Raw genomic sequence first — 19,700 nt, forward strand, 5'->3', positions numbered from 1 at the left:
TTCCGCGAACGCAGAGGCTAGAAGTTCGCCTCTGGGTCGGGGCTCGTGCAGACGCCCACGACATCGGTCGCGACGTCGTCGTATTTCGCGAGATAGAAGTAGATGTCCTCACGGTCGAGGTCGGGCATCGCGCGGATGCGGATGGTCTCCGCCAACGCGCTGGATCTGCTCACATAGCGGTGGGCGAGGTTCGTCCACCACTGCGGGAAGCCGTTGTCCGGGAGGTAGGCCACAGTGTCGCGCGCTTTGCGGATCTTGGTCCAGACTCCGTCCGCGAGGTATTCCATGCCGGGGTCGTCGTAGCTCCACCCGTCGACGTCGATCCGCTGGCGGAATGGTTTGAGCGCCGCGGCGCTATCGTCCACCGCCTTGAGCATGATCGGGCACGGGCCGGTCGGCGCGACCGGGTCTGCCCCCGCAGGGACGAGCGCGCCGCCCATGGCGAGCGAAGCGATGAGCGCCGCCTTCGTGAGGATGTGTGGCATAGACGACAGCATACTGGCTACGAGGTGGCAGGTTCGCTTGGGGCGACCCGGTCGATGAAGCGGATGATCTTGTCCGGTCGGGCGTTGGTCGCGTAATGCTCGTACGCGATGTCGAGCACGGACTCTTCATCGCCTTCCAAAAGGGCCAAAAGGGCCACCCCTGCGGAGATCCTTGTGTGGTCGCTCGCGTACTTCACGAGTTTCTGGTCCGCCAGCGGCTTGCTCTCTTGCTGGTTCCGCTCGATCTCCGCGCTCGCCACAGCGGCCAGGACGTCGTCGCGCAAGGCCTCGACCATGCTGTCTGTGACTGGCTCGTTGCGTTTGAGCGCGCCGACGACGTCCAAGAACGCGGGCCGGTCGTACGCGAACGAAGCCTCGACTGTGTCGATGGCCAGATCCATGGCGAGCTGGGAGACGTCCGCTTTTTCGGCGAGCAAGGCACAGAGGCGCTTGTGCGCCTCCGGCGCGACGGTCTGCAACCGGTGCAACAGGTCCGGCGTGTCCTCGGCCGGCTTGCTGCCCGTGCAGGTCGCCGGATCGACAAACCTCGGCTCGGCTGCGAGCGCGGCGTCGCCGACGATGTTGTCGTTCGCCCGGAGGACGCCCGTGTTCAGCTCGTCATGGACCTCCATGCTTGTGGCGACGGCGATCAGCCGGTAACGCCGCCCGCTGGCGATGTGCTCCGCCGACATGGCCTCGAAGTGGCGCAGCGCCTGCAGGCCGGGGTCGCTGCGGCCGAGGATCGCGCCCCGTCCAGTCGCAGGCACCGTTTCCCAGCCGAGCCGAACAGACCCCGGCACGACGACGCCCGGAGGCACCCATCCTCGGCCTTGGTTGGTGAAGAAGAAGAAGTGCACGATCTCATCGTGGTCGGCGTGCGCGGCGATGGCGTACGCCGGTCTGACGCCAGGCGGATAGCCCTCGCGAGCGGACCAGTCAGAGCCCAGGACATACCGGAGCAGGCGGGTGATCGCGTCGATCGCGTCTTGGTTGGGGTGGTTGCTATTGAGCGGATTGATCGTGTTCGGCCCACTGTGGCGCGAGTCCGCCCGCCACGGGGCAGGGCCGCCGCTTCGGTGGTTTCGGCCGCCGGACGGAGCGGCCTGGCCGCCCCCGCTGTAAGGAGTCATCGGGTAGGCGCTGCTCATCGGGCTTGTCGGCGCGCCGCCCGAGTTCTGCATCGGCGCGGCCGCAGGGGGCGCGGCCGAGTTCGGCGGCAGGGGCGCGTTCGGCGGAGGAGCCTGGGGCAGCGGTGGCGGAGGAGCCTGGTGCTGCGGCGGCGGGGGAGGGGTCGGCGCGCCGACGCCGGAGCTTCCTGCGAAGTTCGTCGAAGTGACATTGCCCGGAGCAGGTTTGAACTCGGAACCGGGGAAGCCTGGTCCGCCCGTGCCGGGAGCCGAAGAGACAGGCGGCGCTGCGGTTTGGCCGAGCGAGGTCGCTGCGCCCGCGATGTTGCCGCCAATGCTTGCCGCCGTGCCCGCGATGTTGCCGATCGGGCCCGCCGCTTGCGTCGCGGCGTTGGCGAGCTGGCCCAGCGGCCCTTGGGCGCCTGCGGGCGTGCCTGCCAATGGGCTGCCCCCCTGCGGCGCGTGGGGCGACTGCCGGGCTTCTGCGCTGTTGGGCTGTGCCGGGTTGCCGCTGTTCGGGGTGTTGCTGCTGTTCGTGGCGCCGCTTTGCGGGTTGGTCGACAGGGAAGTCGAACTCTGCGGAGCGGTCAGCGGTCCGGATGTCGGGTTCGCGTGCGTTTCTCCTATCGCGCCGGTCGGGTTCGCGGTGTGGTCCCAGGCGCTCGGTGTGGTGTGGAAAAGCGTGTTTTGGCCCCGGTTGTCCGCAGGGGTCTGCACTTGGGAGCCCTGGTTGCCCTGCCCGTGGTCGCCGCCGAAGCCGCCTGGACCGTTTCCTGGCCCCCCGCCGAAGCCTCCGTGGTCGCCGCCGAAGCCGCCCCCGCCTCCTGGCCCCCCGCCGCCTGGGCCGCCGGGGAGGCCAGCGCCCCCGTTGCCGCCGCCGAAGTAGCTCGGGCCGTCGCTCCTGCTGCCTCCAGTGTCGGCGCGGGGCTCGCCGCCTGCTTTGTCTGGCTCGTCGCTGCCCCGAGCCGCTGCGAGGGCTTCGTCGTTGGTCTGCGGGGTCCCGTCCGGCTTCGTCGTGCTCGTGGTCTTCGAGCTGTCGGGTTCGGTGTTGGCGTCCTTCTTGTCCTTGGACACGGAGGCGTTCGGTGCTTGAGCGCCGTTGTCGTGCTTGGCGCCGGCGACGAGGTCGCGGTCTTTGTCCTTGCCCTCGACGGCTGTTGCTGTCTTGCCGTTGGCGTGCGCGGTCGCGGCGACGGCGCGGCCGTCGTTGTCCTTGGTGTCGGCCGCGGCGGAGCCGTCTTTGTTGTGGCCGGCCTCTGGCGCGGCGATCTTGAGCTGGTTCCCCTGAGCCAGGAGGTCGTCGTGGGCCTGCTCATGGCCCTCGGCTTCTTTGCCGCCGGTCTTGCCGCTTGTGAAGCGGTTCGCCGTCTCCTGAGCGGAGTCGCGCGCGCCTCGGATCTGCCCGAGCAACACCAGGACCACGTCGTCCACAGCTTTCTTCGCGTTGTCGATGACCGACATCGCTTGCGGCCCGTAGCCGCCGGTTCCAGAGGCTCCGCTCGCGCCGAGCTGTCCGATCTGGTCGTACGCGCTCAGGACGATCCGGTGCATGTCGTCCTTCGCCTGACCGACCAGCTCGCCGAGGTGCTGGTTCTGCGCGTTCTGTTGCGCCAACTGGTCGGAGAATTTGGAAAGCGACGTGTCGTCCCCGCTGACGACGCTGGTGAGCATGTCCGAGGCCGCGTCGTGCGATGTGCCGGACCACCATTGCGCGGAACCGCTGTTGACCGAGTTCACGCCGTCGAGGGCCTGGTTCACAGCCTGCGGCAGCCCGCCCCGGCTTTGCTGGAGCTGCGCGAAGAAGCTCCATTCCACTTCGATTTTGTTCTTGCCGATGATGAGCGCCGCCAACTGGTCGAATTGGCTTCCTATGGTGGTCATGCTTCTGACTCCTCCTGCAGCTCCCGCAGGGACGCGACGAACCTGCCGTGCCGTTCCTGCTCGTACTCGTCGGTGAAGTTCGGGCCCGCCAACTCGGGCTGCGGGTCGAGGTCCGCGAATTTCGGAGCCCCTGCCGCGACGTCGGCGAGTTCGTACGTGCTTTTGCGCAGTTCCTGTGTCTCATCGCGCAGGCGCTGGAGCATTCGCCGCGCGCCTTCGTGCGCCATCCACAGGATGCTCTCCGAGTGCTGTTTCTGCAGGCGCGAGAAAATGTGCGTCGGCAGGCCGACCCGGTCCACCGTCACCCCGATCTCGCCCCTCGGCGTGTCGAAGTTCAGGGACAACGTCGGCCGCCTGACAGGTCGGGCCGGGGGCGCGGCGGAGAAACCAGCGCGGACATACGCGCGGAACTCTTCGGCGAACTCGGGGTTCGCCGTGTTCTCCGCCATCTCTGCCGGGAACGCCCCAGGGTCGAGGGGCGAATTTTCCTCGGGCGCCGTTGGAAAGAACGGGGCCGCCTCGCCGAGCCCGTTTCCGCTGGCCTCTTCCTCCTCGGCGACGATCAGCCTCGCCCGCATCGCGGTGAGGCGCAGCGCGTGGGTCACGTACGGCGCGAAGGCGTTGTGATCGCGCAGGCCCACGCTCTGGGGGAGCAACAAGTAGTTGGTCTCCAAGCGCACCGCGTTGTCCGGGGTCGCGAGCACGACGCGGCGGCGGTGCAGGCTGCCGAGGAACTCATGGCGGCGCTGTTGGCGTTCTAACAGCTCGTACGCCAGCTCCAGCGTCGCCGGGCTGAGCTGGGACATCCATGCGGAGGCTTCCTCAGTCGGTTCGCTCACGTTCGTGCCCGCCGTCCTCGTCGAAATGAGCACTACGCTTGCGTTGTCGGCAGCGCCGTCAGCGATGTGGCGCTGGTGGACTCGGTTTCACGAACCGTTGTGGCGGAGAAAGCGAAATTGCCCGCCGCGCGTTGCAGCCTCTCCGAAAGGTGCGCCGCCCCAGCGGTGATGAGGTCGTTCTGCGCGGCGATGACGTCCGCGATGGCTTTGCTCACCCGGTCCGAGCCGAGATTCGGGGTTCCGCTCTGCGCCTGCGCCAGCCGGGGCAGTTCCCGGATGCGTTCCGCGAGCGCGTCGATCGTGTTCCCTGCGGCGGCGGCCTGGTCGGCGTCGAAGGCGAAATGCTCGCCGTCGGCGCCTTTGCCGGACGGAATCGTCATGATCCGTTCCCCTTTCGTCTCGGTCCGCTTTTATCTTAGACGCGCTGGCGTCGGTTTCGGTTCCCTCGATCTCCAGCGCCCCGACGCGCCGAGCGCTTCGCGTCCTGTGCGGACCCGGCCTTCCATTGTGGCGTCTTTCCCGCTCCCGCACCACAGGGAGCCGGGAATGCCCGGCAGCGGACTCGGCTGACCGAGTCTGCTGCCGCAGGAAAATTGCCTCAAGGAACGCTTGTCGTTCTGCACAGCGGGCCACACGCGCTCAGGCCTCGTGCCACGGCGCCTTCTGATAGTCGCCGGCGACTTCTATGAAGCGCCGTTCGGCGAACACCGCCTCGTGCGGATCGAGCGCCATGACCGTGACTCCGAGGCGACTGTTGTCCGCGGTGACCACAGTCCGCTGTCGCGCATGGCCGCTGTCCTCGGTGATGAACGTGATTCGCGTGCGGTCGCACCAGTACCCGTTGCCTCCGGACAGGTCTTCCTGAGCAATCTCCACGTCGACCACCGGCCCGCCGTCCAACAGGGCACGGACCCCGGTGATGCTTTCGATAACGCTCGGGCAGCACTGACCGTCGGACAACGCGTGCCGAACCGGCCCTCGATCGGTCAGAAGAACAAGATCGTCTGTCGAGTCGCCGATCTGCACCCCGGTGACTTTCCGGCCGAGGATCGCGGCTTTCGCCCCGGCCAATTCCCAACCCTGCTCCACAGCCCGCCCCCTTTTTTCGCCCCGGTGTCCGTGCTCCGAGCGCAGGAGCGTCGAGCGGCCGCGGACAGAGCATTTCCGAGAGGCAGAATTTCCGCGCCAAAGAACTTCCCCGGGATGACGCCCTCCTGTTTCCCAGATCCTGGTGCCTCCGGCAGGATTCGAACCTGCGACCTTTCGCTCCGGAGGCGAACGCTCTATCCCCTGAGCTACGGAGGCGTGTGTAGCGATTGGGACGGTTCATCCTACCCCATGGCGGCTTTGGCGCAAAAACGCTTTCCAACCTGATCGACAACGGGTCCCAACTGGTCATCGTGTTCGCGCAACCCCGTAAGATGGCACCTCGTGACTCCGGTGGAACAAACTGCGGCTCCGCTCGCCGCATTAGCCCCTGAGGTGTGGCCCAAGCACGCGGCCCGCGGCGCCGACGGAGCCGTCCGGCTCGCAGGCGTGCGCGTGGACGAGCTGATCGAACGCTACGGCAGCCCTCTTTTCGTCGTGGACAAGGACGATTTCCACACCCGATGCCGCCGGTGGGCCGAAGCCCTCGGCCCCAGGAACGTGCATTACGCCTCGAAAGCGTTCCTCAGCGGGCAGCTCGCGCATTGGCTCGACCAGGAAGGCCTCGCGCTGGACGTTTGCTCCGGGGGGGAGCTGGCCATCGCCTTGCGCGGCGGGTTCCCGCCCAACCGGATGACGTTGCACGGCAACAACAAGTCCGTCGCGGAGCTGCGCCGCGCGGTCGACGTCGGCGTCGAGGCGGTCGTGCTCGACTCTTTCGAGGAGATCGAGCGCCTCGACGCCGCTTGCGCGGAATTGGGACGGGAACAGGATGTCCTTGTCCGTCTCACCGTCGGCGTCCAAGCGCACACGCATGAGGCTATCGCCACCGCCCACGAGGACCAGAAGTTCGGTTTCTCGGTCGCTTCGGGCGCTGCGGCGGAGGCGGTGCGCCGGGTGCTCGCCCGCCCGAGATTGCGGCTGATCGGTTTCCACAGCCATATCGGTTCGCAGATCCTTGAGCTGGACGGTTTCCGGCTCGCCGCGCAGCGCGTGGCCGCGTTCGCGGACGAAGCGGTCCGCGGCTTCGGGCCGATACCGACGCTGCGTGTGCTCGACCTCGGCGGCGGGCTCGGCGTCGCGTACCAGCTCGGCGAGCGCCCGCCCGAGCCCGCCGAGCTCGCCGAGGCCGTTCGCAAAGAGGTCGAGCAGTATCCGGCGGCGGCCCGCCTTTCGGTGGCCGTCGAGCCGGGCCGGTCGATCATGGCTTCGGGCACGGTCACCCTCTACACCGTCGGCACGGTGAAGGACGTCGTGTTGGAGGGCGGCGCGATCCGCAAGTACGTGAGCGTCGACGGCGGCATGAGCGACAACATCCGCCCCGCCTTGTACGGCGCGCACTACGACGCGCGGCTTGTCTCCAGGGCCGGCGCGGCAGAGCCCGCGCAGTCCCGCGTGGTCGGCAAGCACTGCGAGACCGGGGACATCGTGGTCCGCGACTGTCTGCTGCCCGAGGACGTCGCCCCCGGCGATATCGTCGCCGTCGCGAGCACGGGGGCGTACTGCTATTCGCTGTCCAGCCGCTACAACGCGCTCTGCAGGCCAGCGGTCGTCGCCGTGGAGGACGGGCGTTCGTGGCTCATGCTGCGCAGAGAAACTGAAGCCGATCTTTTGAGCCTGGAGGTGTCCGATGGGGAATAAGCACGACGAGAACAGCGAGAAGCGGGAGATCGGCGTCGGGTTGCTCGGCCTGGGCACCGTCGGCTCGGAAGTGGCGCGAGTGCTCGTCGAGGACGCCGAAGAGCTCGCGGCCAGGGTTGGGGCGAAACTCGTCCTGCGCGGGGTGGCCGTGCGCAAGCTCGACGCGCCGCGAGGGGTCTGCGAACACCTCGTGGACCCGGCTTTGCTGACCACTGACGCCGCCGAGCTGGTCGCCAGGGACGATGTGGACGTCGTGGTCGAGCTGATCGGCGGGATCAACCCCGCCAAAGATCTCATCCGCCAGGCGCTGCGCGCGGGCAAGTCGGTGGTCTCCGCGAACAAGGCATTGTTCGCGGCCCACTCCGCGAAGTTGTTCGAGGCGGCGCAGAAGGCCAAGGTCGATTTGTTCTTCGAGGCCGCGGTCGCGGGAGCCATCCCGGTCATCCGTCCGTTGCGCCAATCCTTGGCGGGGGACCGGATCACCACGGTGGCCGGGATCGTCAACGGCACCACGAACTTCATCCTCTCGGCCATGGACTCCAAAGGCGACGATTACGACAAGGTTTTGCGCGAGGCGCAGGAGCTCGGCTACGCGGAGGCGGACCCCACTGCGGACGTGGGCGGCCACGACGCCGCCGCGAAAACGGCGATCATGGCTTCCATCGCCTTCCACACCCGCGTCACCGCAGACGATGTGCACGTCGAAGGCATCACGGACATCGCCGCTGCCGACGTCGAATCGGCGAAGCAGCTCGGCTACACGATCAAGTTGCTCTCCATGTCCGAGCGGGTGACTGGCGGCGACGGGCACGAGCGCGTCTCCGCCAGGGTGTACCCGGCGCTGGTGCCGCGCTCGCATCCCCTCGCGAGCGTCAACGGCGCGTACAACGCGGTCGTCGTGGAGGCGGTGAACGCGGGCAGGCTGATGTTTTACGGCCAAGGGGCTGGCGGGGCTCCCACCGCTTCTTCTGTCGCGGGCGACCTCGTCGCCGCCGCCCGGAACCTGGTGCTCGGGCGCGCGGTGGCCAGCGAGTCCACGTACGCGAAGCTGCCGATCGCCCCGATCAGCGATGTGGCCGCGCGGTATTTCGTGCGCATACGGGTGGACGACCGCCCCGGTGTGCTCGCCTCGGTCGCGGCCGTGTTCGCCAAACGGGACGTCAGCATCGCGACGGTCCTGCAGAAGGGCCTTCCTCGTGACGGCGGGCATGACGCTTCGGGAGGCTCTGACGCGTCTGCGCAGTCCGAGTCCGCCGCGGACGGGGCTTCGGGCGGAGCGGAGATCATCATCATCACCCACTCCGCGCTCGGCGGGGCGCTCTCCGAGACCGTGCGCGAGGTCGAGGGGCATCCAGCTGTGGTCGAGGTGGAAAGCGTCTTGCGATTGGAGTTCGAGAATGACTGACAAGGCGTGGCGCGGGCTGATCCACGCGTACCGGCAATGGCTGGACCTTGGCGCCGCGCAAGGCTCCGCCGCCGAGCCGGTGACGCTCTTCGAGGGCAACACCCCGCTGGTCCCGGCCCCTCGGATCGGCGAGCTCATCGGATGCGAGCTCTGGCTGAAAGTGGAGGGCGCGAACCCCACCGGGTCCTTCAAGGACCGGGGCATGACCGCCGCGGTGACCGACGCGGTGGCGCGCGGCCAGAAGGTGCTTTTGTGCGCCTCCACCGGCAACACGTCCGCCTCGGCCGCGGCGTACGCCGCACGGGCCGGTCTCGCCTGCGCCGTCCTCATCCCTGAGGGCAAGATCGCGGCGGGCAAGCTCGCCCAGGCGGTGGTGTACGGCGCGAAGATCATCCAGGTGCGCGGCAACTTCGACGACTGCCTGGAGCTCGCGCGCAAAACAGCCTCTTCGTTCCCGCATGTGGCATTGGTGAACTCCGTGAACCCGGTGCGCATCGAGGGCCAGAAAACGGCTGCTTTCGAGATCATGGACGTGCTTGGCCGGGCCCCGGACATCCACGCGTTGCCGGTCGGCAACGCCGGGAACATCACCGCGTACTGGCGCGGCTACAAGCAGTGGCATGAGGCCGGGGTGGTGTCGGCGGCGCCGAAGATGCTCGGCGTCCAAGCGGCGGGGGCCGCGCCGCTCGTCCACGGAGCCCCGGTCAAAGACCCGGAGACCATTGCGACGGCGATTCGGATCGGCGCCCCTGCCTCATGGGACGGCGCGCTCGCCGCGAAAGAGCAGTCGGGCGGCCAATTCCGGGCCGTGACCGACGAGGCGTTGTTGTCCGCGTACCAGCTCTTGGCCAGCAAGGAGGGCGTTTTCGTCGAGCCCGCCTCCGCGACGTCCGTCGCGGGGCTGCTCGCCGCGCGCGCGGACGGCTGGGCCCCGGAAGGCAGCCTCGTGGTCGCCACGGTGACCGGCAACGGCCTCAAGGACCCGGCCACCGCGCTCAACAGCATGCCGGAACTCAAAGCTATCGACGTGGACCCCGCGTTGGTGCTCAGCGAGCTCGGCCTTGACTGAGCGCGCTGCTGGCGCGCCGCTGCCCGTCGGCCTGTCCGCGACGGCGCGGGTGCCCGCCTCCAGCGCCAACCTCGGCTCTGGTTTCGACTCCCTCGCTGTGGCGCTCGCGATCTATGACCAGGTCTCCGCGACAGTGGCTCCTGACGGTCTGCGCGGCGAGGTCGTCGGCGAGGACGCGGATGTGCTCGCGGTCGACGAGACGCACCTGGTCGTGCGCGCCGTTCGCCGCGGCCTCGCGATGCGCGGGCGCAGCGCCGCCGGTCTTGTCCTGCGCTGCGACAACGCCGTCCCGCACGCCAGGGGCCTCGGCTCGTCCGCCACGGCTGTTGTGGCGGGCCTTGCCGTGGCGCAAGCGCTCGTCGCGAAGGCGGACGGGAATCCTGAACTCTTGGACCGTGCTGAGCTTGTGCGGCTCGCCGGGGAGTTCGAAGGGCACGCCGACAACGCGGCGGCGAGCGTGTTCGGCGGCGGCGTGGTGTCCTGGGTTGCGGACGACGGGCATTGCCGCGCCACGCAGATCCAGGTGTCTGCGCAGGTGAAGCCAGTGGTTTTCATTCCCCAGTCGCGGGGCGTGACGCATGTCTCGCGCGGTATCCTCCCGGATCTGGTGCCCCGCGCGGACGCGGTGGCGAATCTTTCGCGCAGCGCGCTCATGGTCGTGGCGCTCACCCGCGAGCCCGCGCTGCTTTTCGACGCGTCACAGGATTGGCTGCATCAGCCGCACAGGGCGGCCGAGCAGCCGGAAACCGCAGAGCTGGTGCGCTCATTGCGCGCGCGCGGCTTCGCCGCGATGGTGTCCGGGGCGGGGCCTTCTGTTTTGGCGTTGGCTGCAAGCGAAACCGAACTGCGCGCCCTTGCAGAGACGCCTGTCGGGCAGGGTTGGGAACGCCGGGAAATCCCACTCGCGCGGCCCGCTCAGGCCTGGTGATCCGCCGCAGGCCCGCAAGCTGTGGTTTTGGTTGTTCGCGCCACGAAAATTCTCACTGGTTTCCGCCGCGCCGGGGGTCTGTTGCGCGAGGGAGAAAACAGTCGGTATAGTTGGCCCCGTCCAGCAGGGATATTCTGCGTTGAGGCAGCGAGTATCAGTGTGCGATTGCGCTCAAGTCCATTGCCATTTCGTGAAAAAACTGCACTCATGGCATTGCATCAACGACTTCGTGCGGCGCATTCCCCGCAGGGCAAACAGTAAACGTAGGGAATCATCAACACGCAACGGCAGTTGGCGGCGTGAACGCGCCAGTCGCCGACCATGCCCGTTTTGCTCAAAGACGAGTGGGCGGTCTGTGATCTATGAGGGCTCTGCGCGCGATGAAAAGTTCAGACTCTGAAGAGACATGAGAAAAAGTTCAGACTCTGAAGAGAAATTAAGAAAGGATCAATCCGTGACCGATACGGATCTGATGACCGCTCCGGCCGCTGGCCCCAAGTTGAACACCATGGTCCTCGCCGAGCTGCGGGCGATCGCCTCCGGCTTAGGCCTGACGGGCATCTCCGGTATGCGAAAGGGCGAGCTCATCGAAGCGATCGAGGGCAAGCGGCGTGGCGCCGTGGCCGGGAAGCCCAAATCTCGCCCAGCCGACCAGGAGCCAGCCGCCCAGGAGCCGGCCGCCCAGCAGGCGTCCGCCGCGCCGGTGCAGGCAGCCGACAGGGCCGAGCGCAACGGCGCGGGACACGCCATCGCCAACGGGGCCGCCGCCGCGGAGAACAATCCCGCTGACAACAGCCGGGACGAGAACAACCGGGACGACAACAACGCCGAGCAGTCGGACGAGCGCCGCTCCTCCCGCAGCTCCCGCCGCCGCCGCTCTGGCGCGCGCCGTTCGGACCAGGAACACGACAACGCCGCCCCCGACGAAGCCGAGAAGGGCTCGCGCGAGCGGGAGAACGGGCATTCGGCTTCGGACGCCTCCGTCGCCCAGTCCTCTGCCCGCGCCGCGTACGCCGAGGCGGACGACGACGAGGAAGGCGGTCGGGGCCGCCGGGGCCGACGGTTCCGCGACCGCCGTCGCGGCCGGGGCGAGCGCGGCGAGAACGACGCTGTCGCCGCTCCGCGCGAGGACGACGTGCTCCAGCCCGTCGCGGGGATCTTGGACCTCATGGACAACTACGCTTTCTTGCGCACCTCCGGCTATGTGCCGGGCCAAGGCGACGTCTACGTTTCTATGAACATGATCCGCAAATACGGCCTTCGCCGGGGCGACGCGATCGTCGGCGCGGTGAAAGCCCCCAAGGACTCCGGTCAGTCGGGCGACGGCGGCAACAATCAGCGGCAGAAATTCAACCCTCTGGTGCGCATCGACTCGGTGAGCGGGATCGAGCCGGAGCGCGCCCTGCGCCGACCGGACTTCACCAAGCTCACGCCGCTGTACCCGAACCAGCGCCTGCGGCTTGAGACGACTCCGGACAAGCTCTCCACTCGCGTGATCGATTTGATCATGCCCATCGGCAAGGGGCAGCGCGCGCTCATCGTCGCGCCGCCCAAAGCGGGCAAGACCACGATCCTGCAGGACATCGCCAATGCCATCGCCCAGAACAACCCGGAGTGCTACCTCATGGTGGTCCTTGTGGACGAGCGCCCGGAGGAAGTCACCGACATGCAGCGCTCGGTGCGCGGCGAGGTGATCGCATCGACCTTCGACCGGCCGCCGAGCGATCACACGATGGTCGCCGAGCTCGCCATCGAACGGGCCAAACGGCTCGTGGAGCTCGGTCGGGACGTCGTGGTCCTGCTCGACTCCATCACCAGGCTCGGCCGCGCCTACAACAACGCCTCCCCGGCCTCGGGCCGCATTCTCTCCGGGGGCGTCGACGCCACAGCGCTCTACCCCCCGAAGCGGTTCCTCGGGGCCGCCCGCAACATCGAGAACGGCGGCTCGCTCACCATCATCGCCTCGGCGCTGGTGGAGACCGGATCGACCGGCGACACCGTCATTTACGAGGAGTTCAAAGGCACCGGCAACGCGGAGCTCAAACTCGACCGCAAGGTCGCGGAGCGCCGAGTGTTCCCCGCTGTGGACGTCAATCCCTCGAACACCCGCAAGGACGAGCTGCTGCTCGGCTCGGACGAGTTCCAGGTCGTGCACAAGCTGCGCAGGCTGCTCTCCGGCCTGGACACCCACCAGGCCATCGACCTGCTCATCTCGCAGTTGCGCAAGACCAAGTCCAACGTCGAGTTCCTGGTCCAAGTCTCCAAGACCGCCCCGGGGCAACTGGACCAAGACAACTAGACCAACACGACGAAGGGCGTGCCAGGCGGCGCTTTCCCCCGGCTTGGGCCCCGTCTGCCTGTTGCGCGCATTCGCTTTTCCGCGACCCGGTCCCTACACTGGAGCACCGGCCGCGCTCTGCGTGTTGCACACAATTCCCGTAAGTCGGCCCTGACAACGACCAGGGCCATAAAGACAAGGCTGAACCATGCAAGCTGGGATACATCCCAAGTATGTGCTGACCACCGTCATGTGCGGTTGCGGCAACACGTTCCAGACCCGCAGCACCGAGACCAAAGGCGCGATCAGCGTCGAGGTGTGCTCGGGCTGCCACCCGTTCTACACCGGCAAGCAGAAAATGCTGGACTCCGGCGGGCGCGTCGCCCGCTTCGAGTCCCGCTACGGCAAGCGAAGGAAGTAAGGCCCGATTTTCGCGTCGGCCTCTTTGCACCAGAAGCTATGAACAGTTCCCTCCCCGAGCTCATCGCCGAATACGAGAGCCTGCAGAAACGATGGGCAGACCCGTCGCTGCAGGACGACGTCTCGGCAGCGAAGAAGATCGGCAAGCGCGTCGCGGAGCTGGGTCCGGTGTACGAGGCGCACACGCAGCGCGAGGCCGCCCGCGCCGACCTCGCAGCGGCGCACGAGCTCGCAGAGCTCGACCCGGAGTTCGGAAGGGAAGAGGTCGAGCGGCTCACGGGCCGCATCCACGAGCTCGACGCGGCATTGGCCGAACTGCTCGCGCCCCGCGACCCGCACGACGGGGACGACGTGGTCCTCGAGGTGAAATCGGGCGCTGGCGGCGAGGAGTCCGCGCTGTTCGCCGGCGACCTCATGCGCATGTACACAAAGTTCGCAGAACGCCGCCGCTGGCGTGTCGAGGTGCTGAGCATGGCCGAATCGGACCTCGGCGGCGTCAAAGACGCGACGATTTCGATCAAGCGAACCGGAGGCGACCAGTCTCCCGCGAACGGCGTGTGGGCATGGCTCAAACACGAAGGCGGGGTGCACCGGGTGCAGCGCGTGCCTGCCACGGAGTCCCAGGGGCGCATCCACACCTCCGCCGCCGGAGTCCTCGCCTACCCAGAGCCGGAAGACGCCCCGGACATCGTCATCGACGAGACCGAGCTGCGCATCGACGTGTACCGTTCCTCCGGCAAAGGCGGGCAGGGCGTGAACACCACTGACTCGGCCGTTCGCATCACCCACCTGCCCACAGGGCTTGTCGTGACCTGCCAGAACGAGCGGTCGCAGCTGCAGAACAAAGCGAGGGCGATGGTCGTGCTGGCCGCGCGTCTCGAACAGCTCCGGGAAGAGAAGGCCGCCGCGGAAGCCGCGAGCGGCCGCAAAGAGCAGATCCGCACGGTGGACCGCTCCGAGCGGATTCGCACCTACAATTTCCCCGAGAACCGCATCACGGACCACCGGATCGGCTACAAGGCGAACAACTTGGACATGGTGCTTGAGGGAGATCTCGAAGCCATGCTCTCCGAGCTGCGCCTGAAGCTGAAAGCGGACGAGTAGGTACACTGCCGTCTGTGTCGAATCCTCTGCGCAACCAACTCAGGGAGGCAGAGCAAGCCCTCCGCCTCGCTGGCGTGCCGAGCCCCGAGCATGACGCGCGGGTTTTGGCCGCGCATGTCCTGGGCGTGAAACCTGGGTTCGTGTGGCAAGTCGCCTCGTTGTCCGAGGAGCAGCAGGAGCGTTTCGGCTGGTTGGTGCGGGAGCGTTCCCGCCGTGTGCCGTTGCAGCATTTGCTCGGCAAAGTTTTCTTCGCCTCTGTCGAAGTTTTCGTGGGGCCGGGCGTGTTCATCCCGAGGCCGGAGACCGAACAATTGCACGTCTGGGCGCTCGCCATGCTGCGCGCCCGGCTGTGGGAGATTCCCGAGCCAGTGGTCTTGGACCTGTGCTCCGGCTCCGGCTCGCTGGGCCTTTCCATCGCCCGCAGCGTCCCCGAGGCGAAGGTGGCGCTTGTGGAGAACGACCCCGAGGCGCTTGTGTGGACCCGCAGGAACGCGAACACGCCCGACGCGGACGTCGACGTTGTCGGGGGGGACGTGACCGACGTCGCGCTCCTCGCCGAGCGCAACGGCGCCGTGGACGTCATTGTCGCGAACCCGCCGTACGTCCCCGCGGGCACCCCCACCCCGCCAGAGGTCGCTGATTTCGACCCGCCGCAGGCCGTCTTCGCCGGCCCGGACGGGCTCGACGTCATCACCGGCCTCGTCGGCAACGTCGCCAGATGGCTCAAACCCGGCGGGGCGTTCGGGGTCGAACACGACGAGGGGCACGCGGACCAGGTCCGCGGCCTCTTCGCTCATGACGAGCGGTTCTGTGAAGTCAAAACCATGAACGACCTGTCCGGTCGTCCACGATTCGTGACGGGGAGGCGCGCATGAGCGTCCTGTATGACTGTTCAGCCGACCATGGCCGGGAAACCGGGGTCGGCGCGGCGACCGCCGCCGCGCAGGGCGGGCATCTCGTGGTGATGCCGACCGACACGGTCTACGGGCTGGGCTGCGACGCCTTCGACCAGGGCGCGGTCGCCGCGTTGTTGTCGGCGAAGGGCCGGGGCAGAGATATGCCGACCCCGGTGCTCATTGGCTCCTGGGCCACGGTCGAGGGGCTCGCCGCCACGGTCAGCGACCAAGCATGGCAGCTCATCCACGCGTTTTGGCCGGGGCCGCTTTCGTTGGTGCTGCCGGTCGCCCCGTCGCTCGCGTGGGACCTCGGGGAGACTCGGGGCACCGTCATGGTCCGGATGCCGCTGCACCCGGTGGCCCTGCAGGTCTTGGCCAAAGTCGGGCCGATGGCGGTGTCCAGCGCGAACCGTTCCGGGCAGCCTCCTGCGCGCACGGCGGCCGAGGCCAGGGAGCAGCTCGGCGACTCGGTGTCCGTGTATCTGGAATCCGGCCCGGCTCCGCTCGGCGAGCCATCGACGATCCTTGATCTGTCCTCTGGGGGGGAGCCGACGGTGCTGCGCCAGGGCGCGTTGTCGGTGCGGCAGATCACCGAGACGACGGGCGTCCCGGTGCATTGAGCCCCGTTTCGGGGCGAGGTTTCGCCTGGCGGGCCGAGCGTGGCGCATGGCGTGGCCGAAGTCGCAACCGCCGCCCGCGCCGACCGTGATTGCGCGGGGCGCAGGCCCGGACCGATAAAGTGCATAGCCATGTATCTCCTTGGCGTGCCGTATCGCGAGCTCGCCCTGGTCCTCCTCACGGCTGCCGTCGTCACGTATTTCTTGACTGGCGCTGTCGGCGCGGCCGCGGTCAGGGCTGGCGCGGTGCATGTGCCCAGGGAACGGGACATGCACCACGTCCCGACACCCCGGATGGGCGGGGTCGCGATGTACACGGCGATGGTTGCCGCGTTGCTGCTCGCCTCCCAGCTGCCCGCGCTCAAGCGCGGTTTCGCGTATTCGACCGATATGGCGGCAGTGATGGTCGCCGGCGGCGTCATCGTGCTGGTCGGGGCCATAGACGACCAATTCGAGCTGGACTGGGCGACCAAACTGGCCGGACAGCTGACCGCTGCGGCGGTGCTCGTGCTCCTCGGTTTGTCCTGGGAGTACCTCTACGTGCCGTTCAGCGATGTCGGGGTGGTGGTCCTCGACCGGCTCCAAGGCGGGCTCATCACGGCGGGCGTCACCGTCCTCGCGATCAACGCGATGAACTTCATCGACGGGCTCGACGGCCTCGCGGCGGGCCTTGGTTTCATTGTCAGCGCGGGCATTTGCCTCTTTTCCATCGGGCTTCTGCAGAAGCAAGGCGGGGACGTCGGCAGTTACCCGCCCGCGCTCATTTCCGCCGCGCTCGCGGGAACATGTCTCGGATTTCTCCCGCACAACTTCCATCCGGCGAAAATCTTCATGGGGGACTCGGGGGCGATGCTCATCGGCCTCATGTTGGCCGCGGGCGCGACCTCGGCCTCTGGCCGCATCACCCAAGCCGCGTTCGGCGCGACGGACGGCTATGTCCTTCTCGCGCCGCTCCTTTTGGTGGTGGCCACCTTGTTCGTGCCTTTCCTCGATGTCCTTTTGGCGGTGATCCGGCGGGTGCGGGCGGGTCAGAGCCCGTTCGGCACCACGGACAAACTGCACTTGCACCACCGGATGATCGCGCTCGGCCATAGTCATCCGCGCGCGGTGCTGGTCTTCTACCTGTGGGTTTGGGTGCTCACGTTTGGTGTGGTCGCGAGCACGCGTTTCCCGAGGCTCGCGGTCCTCGCGCTGACCTTGGCGGGTCTGTTGACCGCCGCGTTGGTCACGGGATGGCCCAAGCTCAAACGCCTGTCGGGGCGATGAACGAAACTACTACCATCCGTAGTTGGACAGTGGGTTTTCTGCTGTGGTAGGCTGCAGCGCGGCGAAGTTATAGCAGTTCAGCCGGTGTCGATCGACCCGGTTGGAGATGCGGAGGGGGCTTTGTCGCGCTCAAGCGGTCGCCCTGCCGCAGACTGTCGGACCGAAAGGAGCTGAAGCACAGAGATGGCCGCTTCAGCCCCGAGTTCGCGGGAATTGATCGGTCTTGGCGCTTCAGTCGCCGGATCGGTCATCCTGGGTTTGGCCGCCGGGTTTTTCTCCGACAAGGCGCTCGGCACGTCTCCGGCCCTTCTGTTCGTCGGCCTCCTCCTCGGCGTCCTCGGCGCGACGGCGGTGATCGCCCTGCGGGTCCGCCGGTTCGCCACAGCCGATGTGACGGCGGAGGAGCAGTCCGTCTCCGCTGCCCCCACAGGCTCTCAGGACGCCGAAAGCTCGCAGGAGGCGCTGAGTTGAGCGAACAGGCTTCGGCTCAGCAGAGCCCGCCCGAGGACGGGCAGGGGGACGACGGCTACCGGTTGCCCGAGATGTCGCTGAGCCTGCAATGGCCGATCATCATGTCGGTCGTTCTCGGCATGATCGCCATCGCCGCTGCCAAGGCAATAGGGCATCCGTTCGTCGGCCTCTACGCGTGCTTCGGCCTTTTCCTGGGGCTGGTCAACCTTTGGCTGGTCCAGCGCTCGGTGGCCAAGGTGACGGCCGAGGCCAATCCGAGCAAGCAGCTCATGGCCCTTTCTTCCTTCAAACGACTCGGCATCATTTCGCTTTTCGCGCTTGTGGTAGGGTTCCTCGACCGGCCGGACGGACTGGGAGTCTTCCTTGGCCTGGCGGTCTTCCAAGTCGTGTTCCTGCTCAACGCCATCGTGCCCGTTCTGAAAGGACTTCGCCAGCACTCATGACTGAACAGGTTCCTTTGGCCCAACACCATGTTCTTGCCGAGTCCTCCATCAAGGTCGGCGAGCACTGGAAGGCCGATCTCTTCGGCGTCTCTTTGAACCTCGACACGATTATCGCCACGGCCATCGCCGCTGTCATCGTGCTCGCCCTCGCTTTCTACCTGCGCGCCAAGGTGACCTCCGGCGTGCCGGGCGGCGTGCAGCTTTTCTTCGAGGCGATCACGGTCCAGATGCGCGGGCAGATCGAAAGCGCGATCGGCTTGAAAGTCGCCCCCTTCGTGCTGCCCCTGGCGGTCACGATCTTCGTCTTCATCCTCATTTCCAACTGGCTGTCCGTGCTGCCGGTGCAGGTCGGCGACGAGGAGCTGCTCAAGCCGCCCGCCTCCGACATCAATTACACGCTGGCCTTGGCGCTGTTCGTGTTCGTCTTCTACCATGTCGCCGGCGTGCGCCGCCGCGGCGGGCTCGGCCAGCACCTCAAGCAGGTTGTGAAAGGCCATTCGCCCATCCTCTTCCTCATCAACATCATCGAAGAGCTCGCCAAGCCGGTCTCCCTCTCGTTGCGTCTTTTCGGCAACATGTTCGCGGGCGGGATCATGGTGGCCCTGATCGCGATGTTCCCCTGGTACATCCAATGGGCTCCGAACGCGGTCTGGAAGCTTTTCGACTTGTTCGTCGGCCTGATCCAGGCATTCATCTTCGCCTTGCTCACAGTCTTGTACTTCAGCCAATCGATGGAGCTGGAGGACGAGCACCACTGACCACCCGGCGGCGAGGCGCCTCCTCGTCCCGAGGCGGTTTCGCTCACAAATGAAAGAAAAACCTACCGCGCAGCTCGCGCGGGGAATATGAGGAAAAGGAACACTCATGGCTGATGTGAATAGCGCGAACGCGACGATCACTGCTGGTGCTTTGATCGGCGGCGGCCTCATGCTCGGCGGCGGCGCGATGGGCGCTGCTATCGGCGACGGTCTGGCCGGTGGCCAGTTGATCGCCGGCGTCGCTCGGCAGCCGGAGGCGCAGGGAAGGCTCTTCACCCCGTTCTTCATCACGGTGGGTCTTTGCGAGGCGATGTACTTCATCAACCTCGCGTTCATGGCGTTCTTCGCCTTCGCCACCCCGGGCCTGATCCAGGCCAACTAAGCGAAATAGGACGCTGCGACCCATGATTCTGACGACTGCCTCTGTGCTCGCCGAAGGGGAGAAGAAGGATAACTTCCTCATCCCCAACGGAACCTTCCTTGTGGAGCTCGTCATCTTCATCCTCGTCCTCGCGGTCATCTGGAAATTCGTTGTGCCGCCGATTCAGACGGTGCTCCAGGACCGCGAGGCGCAGGCCGCGAAGACGAACGAGGACAACCACAAGGCCGCGCAGGCCCTGCAGGACGCGAAGCGGAAATACTCCGACGAGCTGGCCGGGGCGCGCGGCGAGGCGACCGCGATCAGGGACCAGGCGCGGGCCGAGGGGCAGAAAGTGCTCGCCGAGGCCCGAGCTGCGGCGCAGGCCGAAGCCGACCAGGCGCAAGCCCAGGCTGACAGCGAGCTGCGGGCTCAGGCCGATCGGGCGAGCGCCGAACTGAAGAGTTCGGTGAGGCCGTTGTCCGAGGAACTCGCGGACAAGGTGTTGGCTGACCGTGCCGCCGCGCAGCGGGCTGTCGCCGACCACGACTTCGCCGGGCGGAGCTGA

Annotated in this window: 20 protein-coding genes and 1 tRNA gene; 15 read left to right on the plus strand and 6 right to left on the minus strand. The window is 67.2% G+C overall.

Features of this window, described 5'->3' with window-relative positions:
- Positions 1 to 17: 17 nt before the first annotated feature.
- The 6 genes from SROT_RS03405 to SROT_RS03430 all read right to left on the minus strand — a co-directional run bounded on the left by SROT_RS03405 (position 18) and on the right by SROT_RS03430 (position 5,637).
- Positions 18 to 485, minus strand: a complete 468-nt coding sequence (locus SROT_RS03405; protein WP_013137614.1) for a hypothetical protein — start codon at positions 483 to 485, stop codon at positions 18 to 20.
- A gap of 17 nt (positions 486 to 502) precedes the next feature.
- Positions 503 to 3,493, minus strand: coding sequence for a hypothetical protein (locus SROT_RS03410; RefSeq protein WP_013137615.1), 2,991 nt, complete (start codon positions 3,491 to 3,493; stop codon positions 503 to 505).
- Positions 3,490 to 4,332, minus strand: coding sequence for a hypothetical protein (locus tag SROT_RS03415; protein WP_245535350.1), 843 nt, complete (start codon positions 4,330 to 4,332; stop codon positions 3,490 to 3,492). Before SROT_RS03415 ends, SROT_RS03410 begins: the two co-directional genes overlap by 4 nt.
- Positions 4,333 to 4,364: 32 nt before the next feature.
- Positions 4,365 to 4,712 (minus strand): hypothetical protein, encoded by a 348-nt coding sequence (locus SROT_RS03420; RefSeq protein ID WP_013137617.1) that lies wholly within the window; start codon positions 4,710 to 4,712, stop codon positions 4,365 to 4,367.
- Positions 4,713 to 4,971: 259 nt separating this feature from the next.
- On the minus strand, positions 4,972 to 5,421 hold the full coding sequence (locus tag SROT_RS03425; protein WP_013137618.1) for a hypothetical protein: 450 nt from the start codon (positions 5,419 to 5,421) through the stop codon (positions 4,972 to 4,974).
- Positions 5,422 to 5,561: 140 nt separating this feature from the next.
- Positions 5,562 to 5,637, minus strand: a tRNA-Arg gene (locus SROT_RS03430).
- Positions 5,638 to 5,763: 126 nt separating this feature from the next.
- Between SROT_RS03430 and lysA the strand changes: the two genes are divergently transcribed.
- The 15 genes from lysA to SROT_RS03505 all read left to right on the plus strand — a co-directional run bounded on the left by lysA (position 5,764) and on the right by SROT_RS03505 (position 19,700).
- The gene (gene lysA, locus SROT_RS03435) at positions 5,764 to 7,119 is read left to right on the plus strand and encodes a diaminopimelate decarboxylase (RefSeq protein ID WP_013137619.1); all 1,356 of its coding nucleotides are present in this window, start codon (positions 5,764 to 5,766) and stop codon (positions 7,117 to 7,119) included.
- Positions 7,109 to 8,524: a homoserine dehydrogenase gene (locus tag SROT_RS03440; protein ID WP_013137620.1), complete on the plus strand. Its 1,416-nt coding sequence runs from the start codon at positions 7,109 to 7,111 to the stop codon at positions 8,522 to 8,524. Before lysA ends, SROT_RS03440 begins: the two co-directional genes overlap by 11 nt.
- Complete coding sequence (gene thrC, locus SROT_RS03445) at positions 8,517 to 9,593, plus strand: threonine synthase (protein WP_013137621.1); 1,077 nt, start codon at positions 8,517 to 8,519, stop codon at positions 9,591 to 9,593. Before SROT_RS03440 ends, thrC begins: the two co-directional genes overlap by 8 nt.
- Positions 9,586 to 10,521 (plus strand): homoserine kinase, encoded by a 936-nt coding sequence (thrB, locus tag SROT_RS03450; RefSeq protein WP_013137622.1) that lies wholly within the window; start codon positions 9,586 to 9,588, stop codon positions 10,519 to 10,521. Before thrC ends, thrB begins: the two co-directional genes overlap by 8 nt.
- A 454-nt stretch (positions 10,522 to 10,975) precedes the next feature.
- A complete protein-coding gene (rho, locus tag SROT_RS03455; RefSeq protein WP_013137623.1) occupies positions 10,976 to 12,820 on the plus strand; it encodes a transcription termination factor Rho in 1,845 nt (614 codons plus the stop codon).
- Between the two features lie 187 nt (positions 12,821 to 13,007).
- On the plus strand, positions 13,008 to 13,220 hold the full coding sequence (gene rpmE / locus SROT_RS03460; protein WP_013137624.1) for a 50S ribosomal protein L31: 213 nt from the start codon (positions 13,008 to 13,010) through the stop codon (positions 13,218 to 13,220).
- 38 nt (positions 13,221 to 13,258) lie between these two features.
- On the plus strand, positions 13,259 to 14,323 hold the full coding sequence (prfA, locus tag SROT_RS03465; RefSeq protein WP_013137625.1) for a peptide chain release factor 1: 1,065 nt from the start codon (positions 13,259 to 13,261) through the stop codon (positions 14,321 to 14,323).
- 14 nt (positions 14,324 to 14,337) lie between these two features.
- Complete coding sequence (gene prmC / locus SROT_RS03470) at positions 14,338 to 15,198, plus strand: peptide chain release factor N(5)-glutamine methyltransferase (RefSeq protein ID WP_013137626.1); 861 nt, start codon at positions 14,338 to 14,340, stop codon at positions 15,196 to 15,198.
- Entirely contained in the window at positions 15,195 to 15,839 is a 645-nt protein-coding gene (locus SROT_RS03475; RefSeq protein ID WP_013137627.1) for an L-threonylcarbamoyladenylate synthase, read from the plus strand. Before prmC ends, SROT_RS03475 begins: the two co-directional genes overlap by 4 nt.
- A gap of 129 nt (positions 15,840 to 15,968) precedes the next feature.
- Complete coding sequence (locus SROT_RS03480) at positions 15,969 to 17,102, plus strand: MraY family glycosyltransferase (RefSeq protein ID WP_013137628.1); 1,134 nt, start codon at positions 15,969 to 15,971, stop codon at positions 17,100 to 17,102.
- Between the two features lie 183 nt (positions 17,103 to 17,285).
- Entirely contained in the window at positions 17,286 to 17,573 is a 288-nt protein-coding gene (locus SROT_RS03485; RefSeq protein WP_013137629.1) for an AtpZ/AtpI family protein, read from the plus strand.
- A complete protein-coding gene (locus tag SROT_RS03490; RefSeq protein WP_013137630.1) occupies positions 17,570 to 18,016 on the plus strand; it encodes an ATP synthase subunit I in 447 nt (148 codons plus the stop codon). Before SROT_RS03485 ends, SROT_RS03490 begins: the two co-directional genes overlap by 4 nt.
- Entirely contained in the window at positions 18,013 to 18,774 is a 762-nt protein-coding gene (gene atpB / locus SROT_RS03495; protein WP_013137631.1) for a F0F1 ATP synthase subunit A, read from the plus strand. The genes SROT_RS03490 and atpB overlap by 4 nt, the downstream gene beginning before the upstream one ends.
- Before the next feature lie 106 nt (positions 18,775 to 18,880).
- Entirely contained in the window at positions 18,881 to 19,156 is a 276-nt protein-coding gene (locus SROT_RS03500) for a F0F1 ATP synthase subunit C (protein ID WP_013137632.1), read from the plus strand.
- A 22-nt stretch (positions 19,157 to 19,178) separates the two neighbouring features.
- Entirely contained in the window at positions 19,179 to 19,700 is a 522-nt protein-coding gene (locus tag SROT_RS03505) for a F0F1 ATP synthase subunit B (protein WP_013137633.1), read from the plus strand.

This window comes from Segniliparus rotundus DSM 44985 (assembly GCF_000092825.1).
GTDB lineage: Bacteria > Actinomycetota > Actinomycetes > Mycobacteriales > Mycobacteriaceae > Segniliparus > Segniliparus rotundus.

Excerpts from the sequence above, each read along its gene's own strand:
- rpmE (WP_013137624.1), top strand. The coding sequence starts at position 13,008 with ATGCAAGCTGGGATACATCCCAAGTATGTGCTGACCACCGTCATGTGC.
- SROT_RS03505 (WP_013137633.1), top strand. The coding sequence starts at position 19,179 with ATGATTCTGACGACTGCCTCTGTGCTCGCCGAAGGGGAGAAGAAGGAT.
- SROT_RS03420 (WP_013137617.1), bottom strand. The coding sequence starts at position 4,712 with ATGACGATTCCGTCCGGCAAAGGCGCCGACGGCGAGCATTTCGCCTTC.
- SROT_RS03485 (WP_013137629.1), top strand. The coding sequence starts at position 17,286 with ATGGCCGCTTCAGCCCCGAGTTCGCGGGAATTGATCGGTCTTGGCGCT.
- prfA (WP_013137625.1), top strand. The coding sequence starts at position 13,259 with ATGAACAGTTCCCTCCCCGAGCTCATCGCCGAATACGAGAGCCTGCAG.
- SROT_RS03480 (WP_013137628.1), top strand. The coding sequence starts at position 15,969 with ATGTATCTCCTTGGCGTGCCGTATCGCGAGCTCGCCCTGGTCCTCCTC.
- SROT_RS03405 (WP_013137614.1), bottom strand. The coding sequence starts at position 485 with ATGCCACACATCCTCACGAAGGCGGCGCTCATCGCTTCGCTCGCCATG.
- SROT_RS03410 (WP_013137615.1), bottom strand. The coding sequence starts at position 3,493 with ATGACCACCATAGGAAGCCAATTCGACCAGTTGGCGGCGCTCATCATC.
- SROT_RS03440 (WP_013137620.1), top strand. The coding sequence starts at position 7,109 with ATGGGGAATAAGCACGACGAGAACAGCGAGAAGCGGGAGATCGGCGTC.
- atpB (WP_013137631.1), top strand. The coding sequence starts at position 18,013 with ATGACTGAACAGGTTCCTTTGGCCCAACACCATGTTCTTGCCGAGTCC.
- SROT_RS03475 (WP_013137627.1), top strand. The coding sequence starts at position 15,195 with ATGAGCGTCCTGTATGACTGTTCAGCCGACCATGGCCGGGAAACCGGG.
- SROT_RS03500 (WP_013137632.1), top strand. The coding sequence starts at position 18,881 with ATGGCTGATGTGAATAGCGCGAACGCGACGATCACTGCTGGTGCTTTG.
- thrC (WP_013137621.1), top strand. The coding sequence starts at position 8,517 with ATGACTGACAAGGCGTGGCGCGGGCTGATCCACGCGTACCGGCAATGG.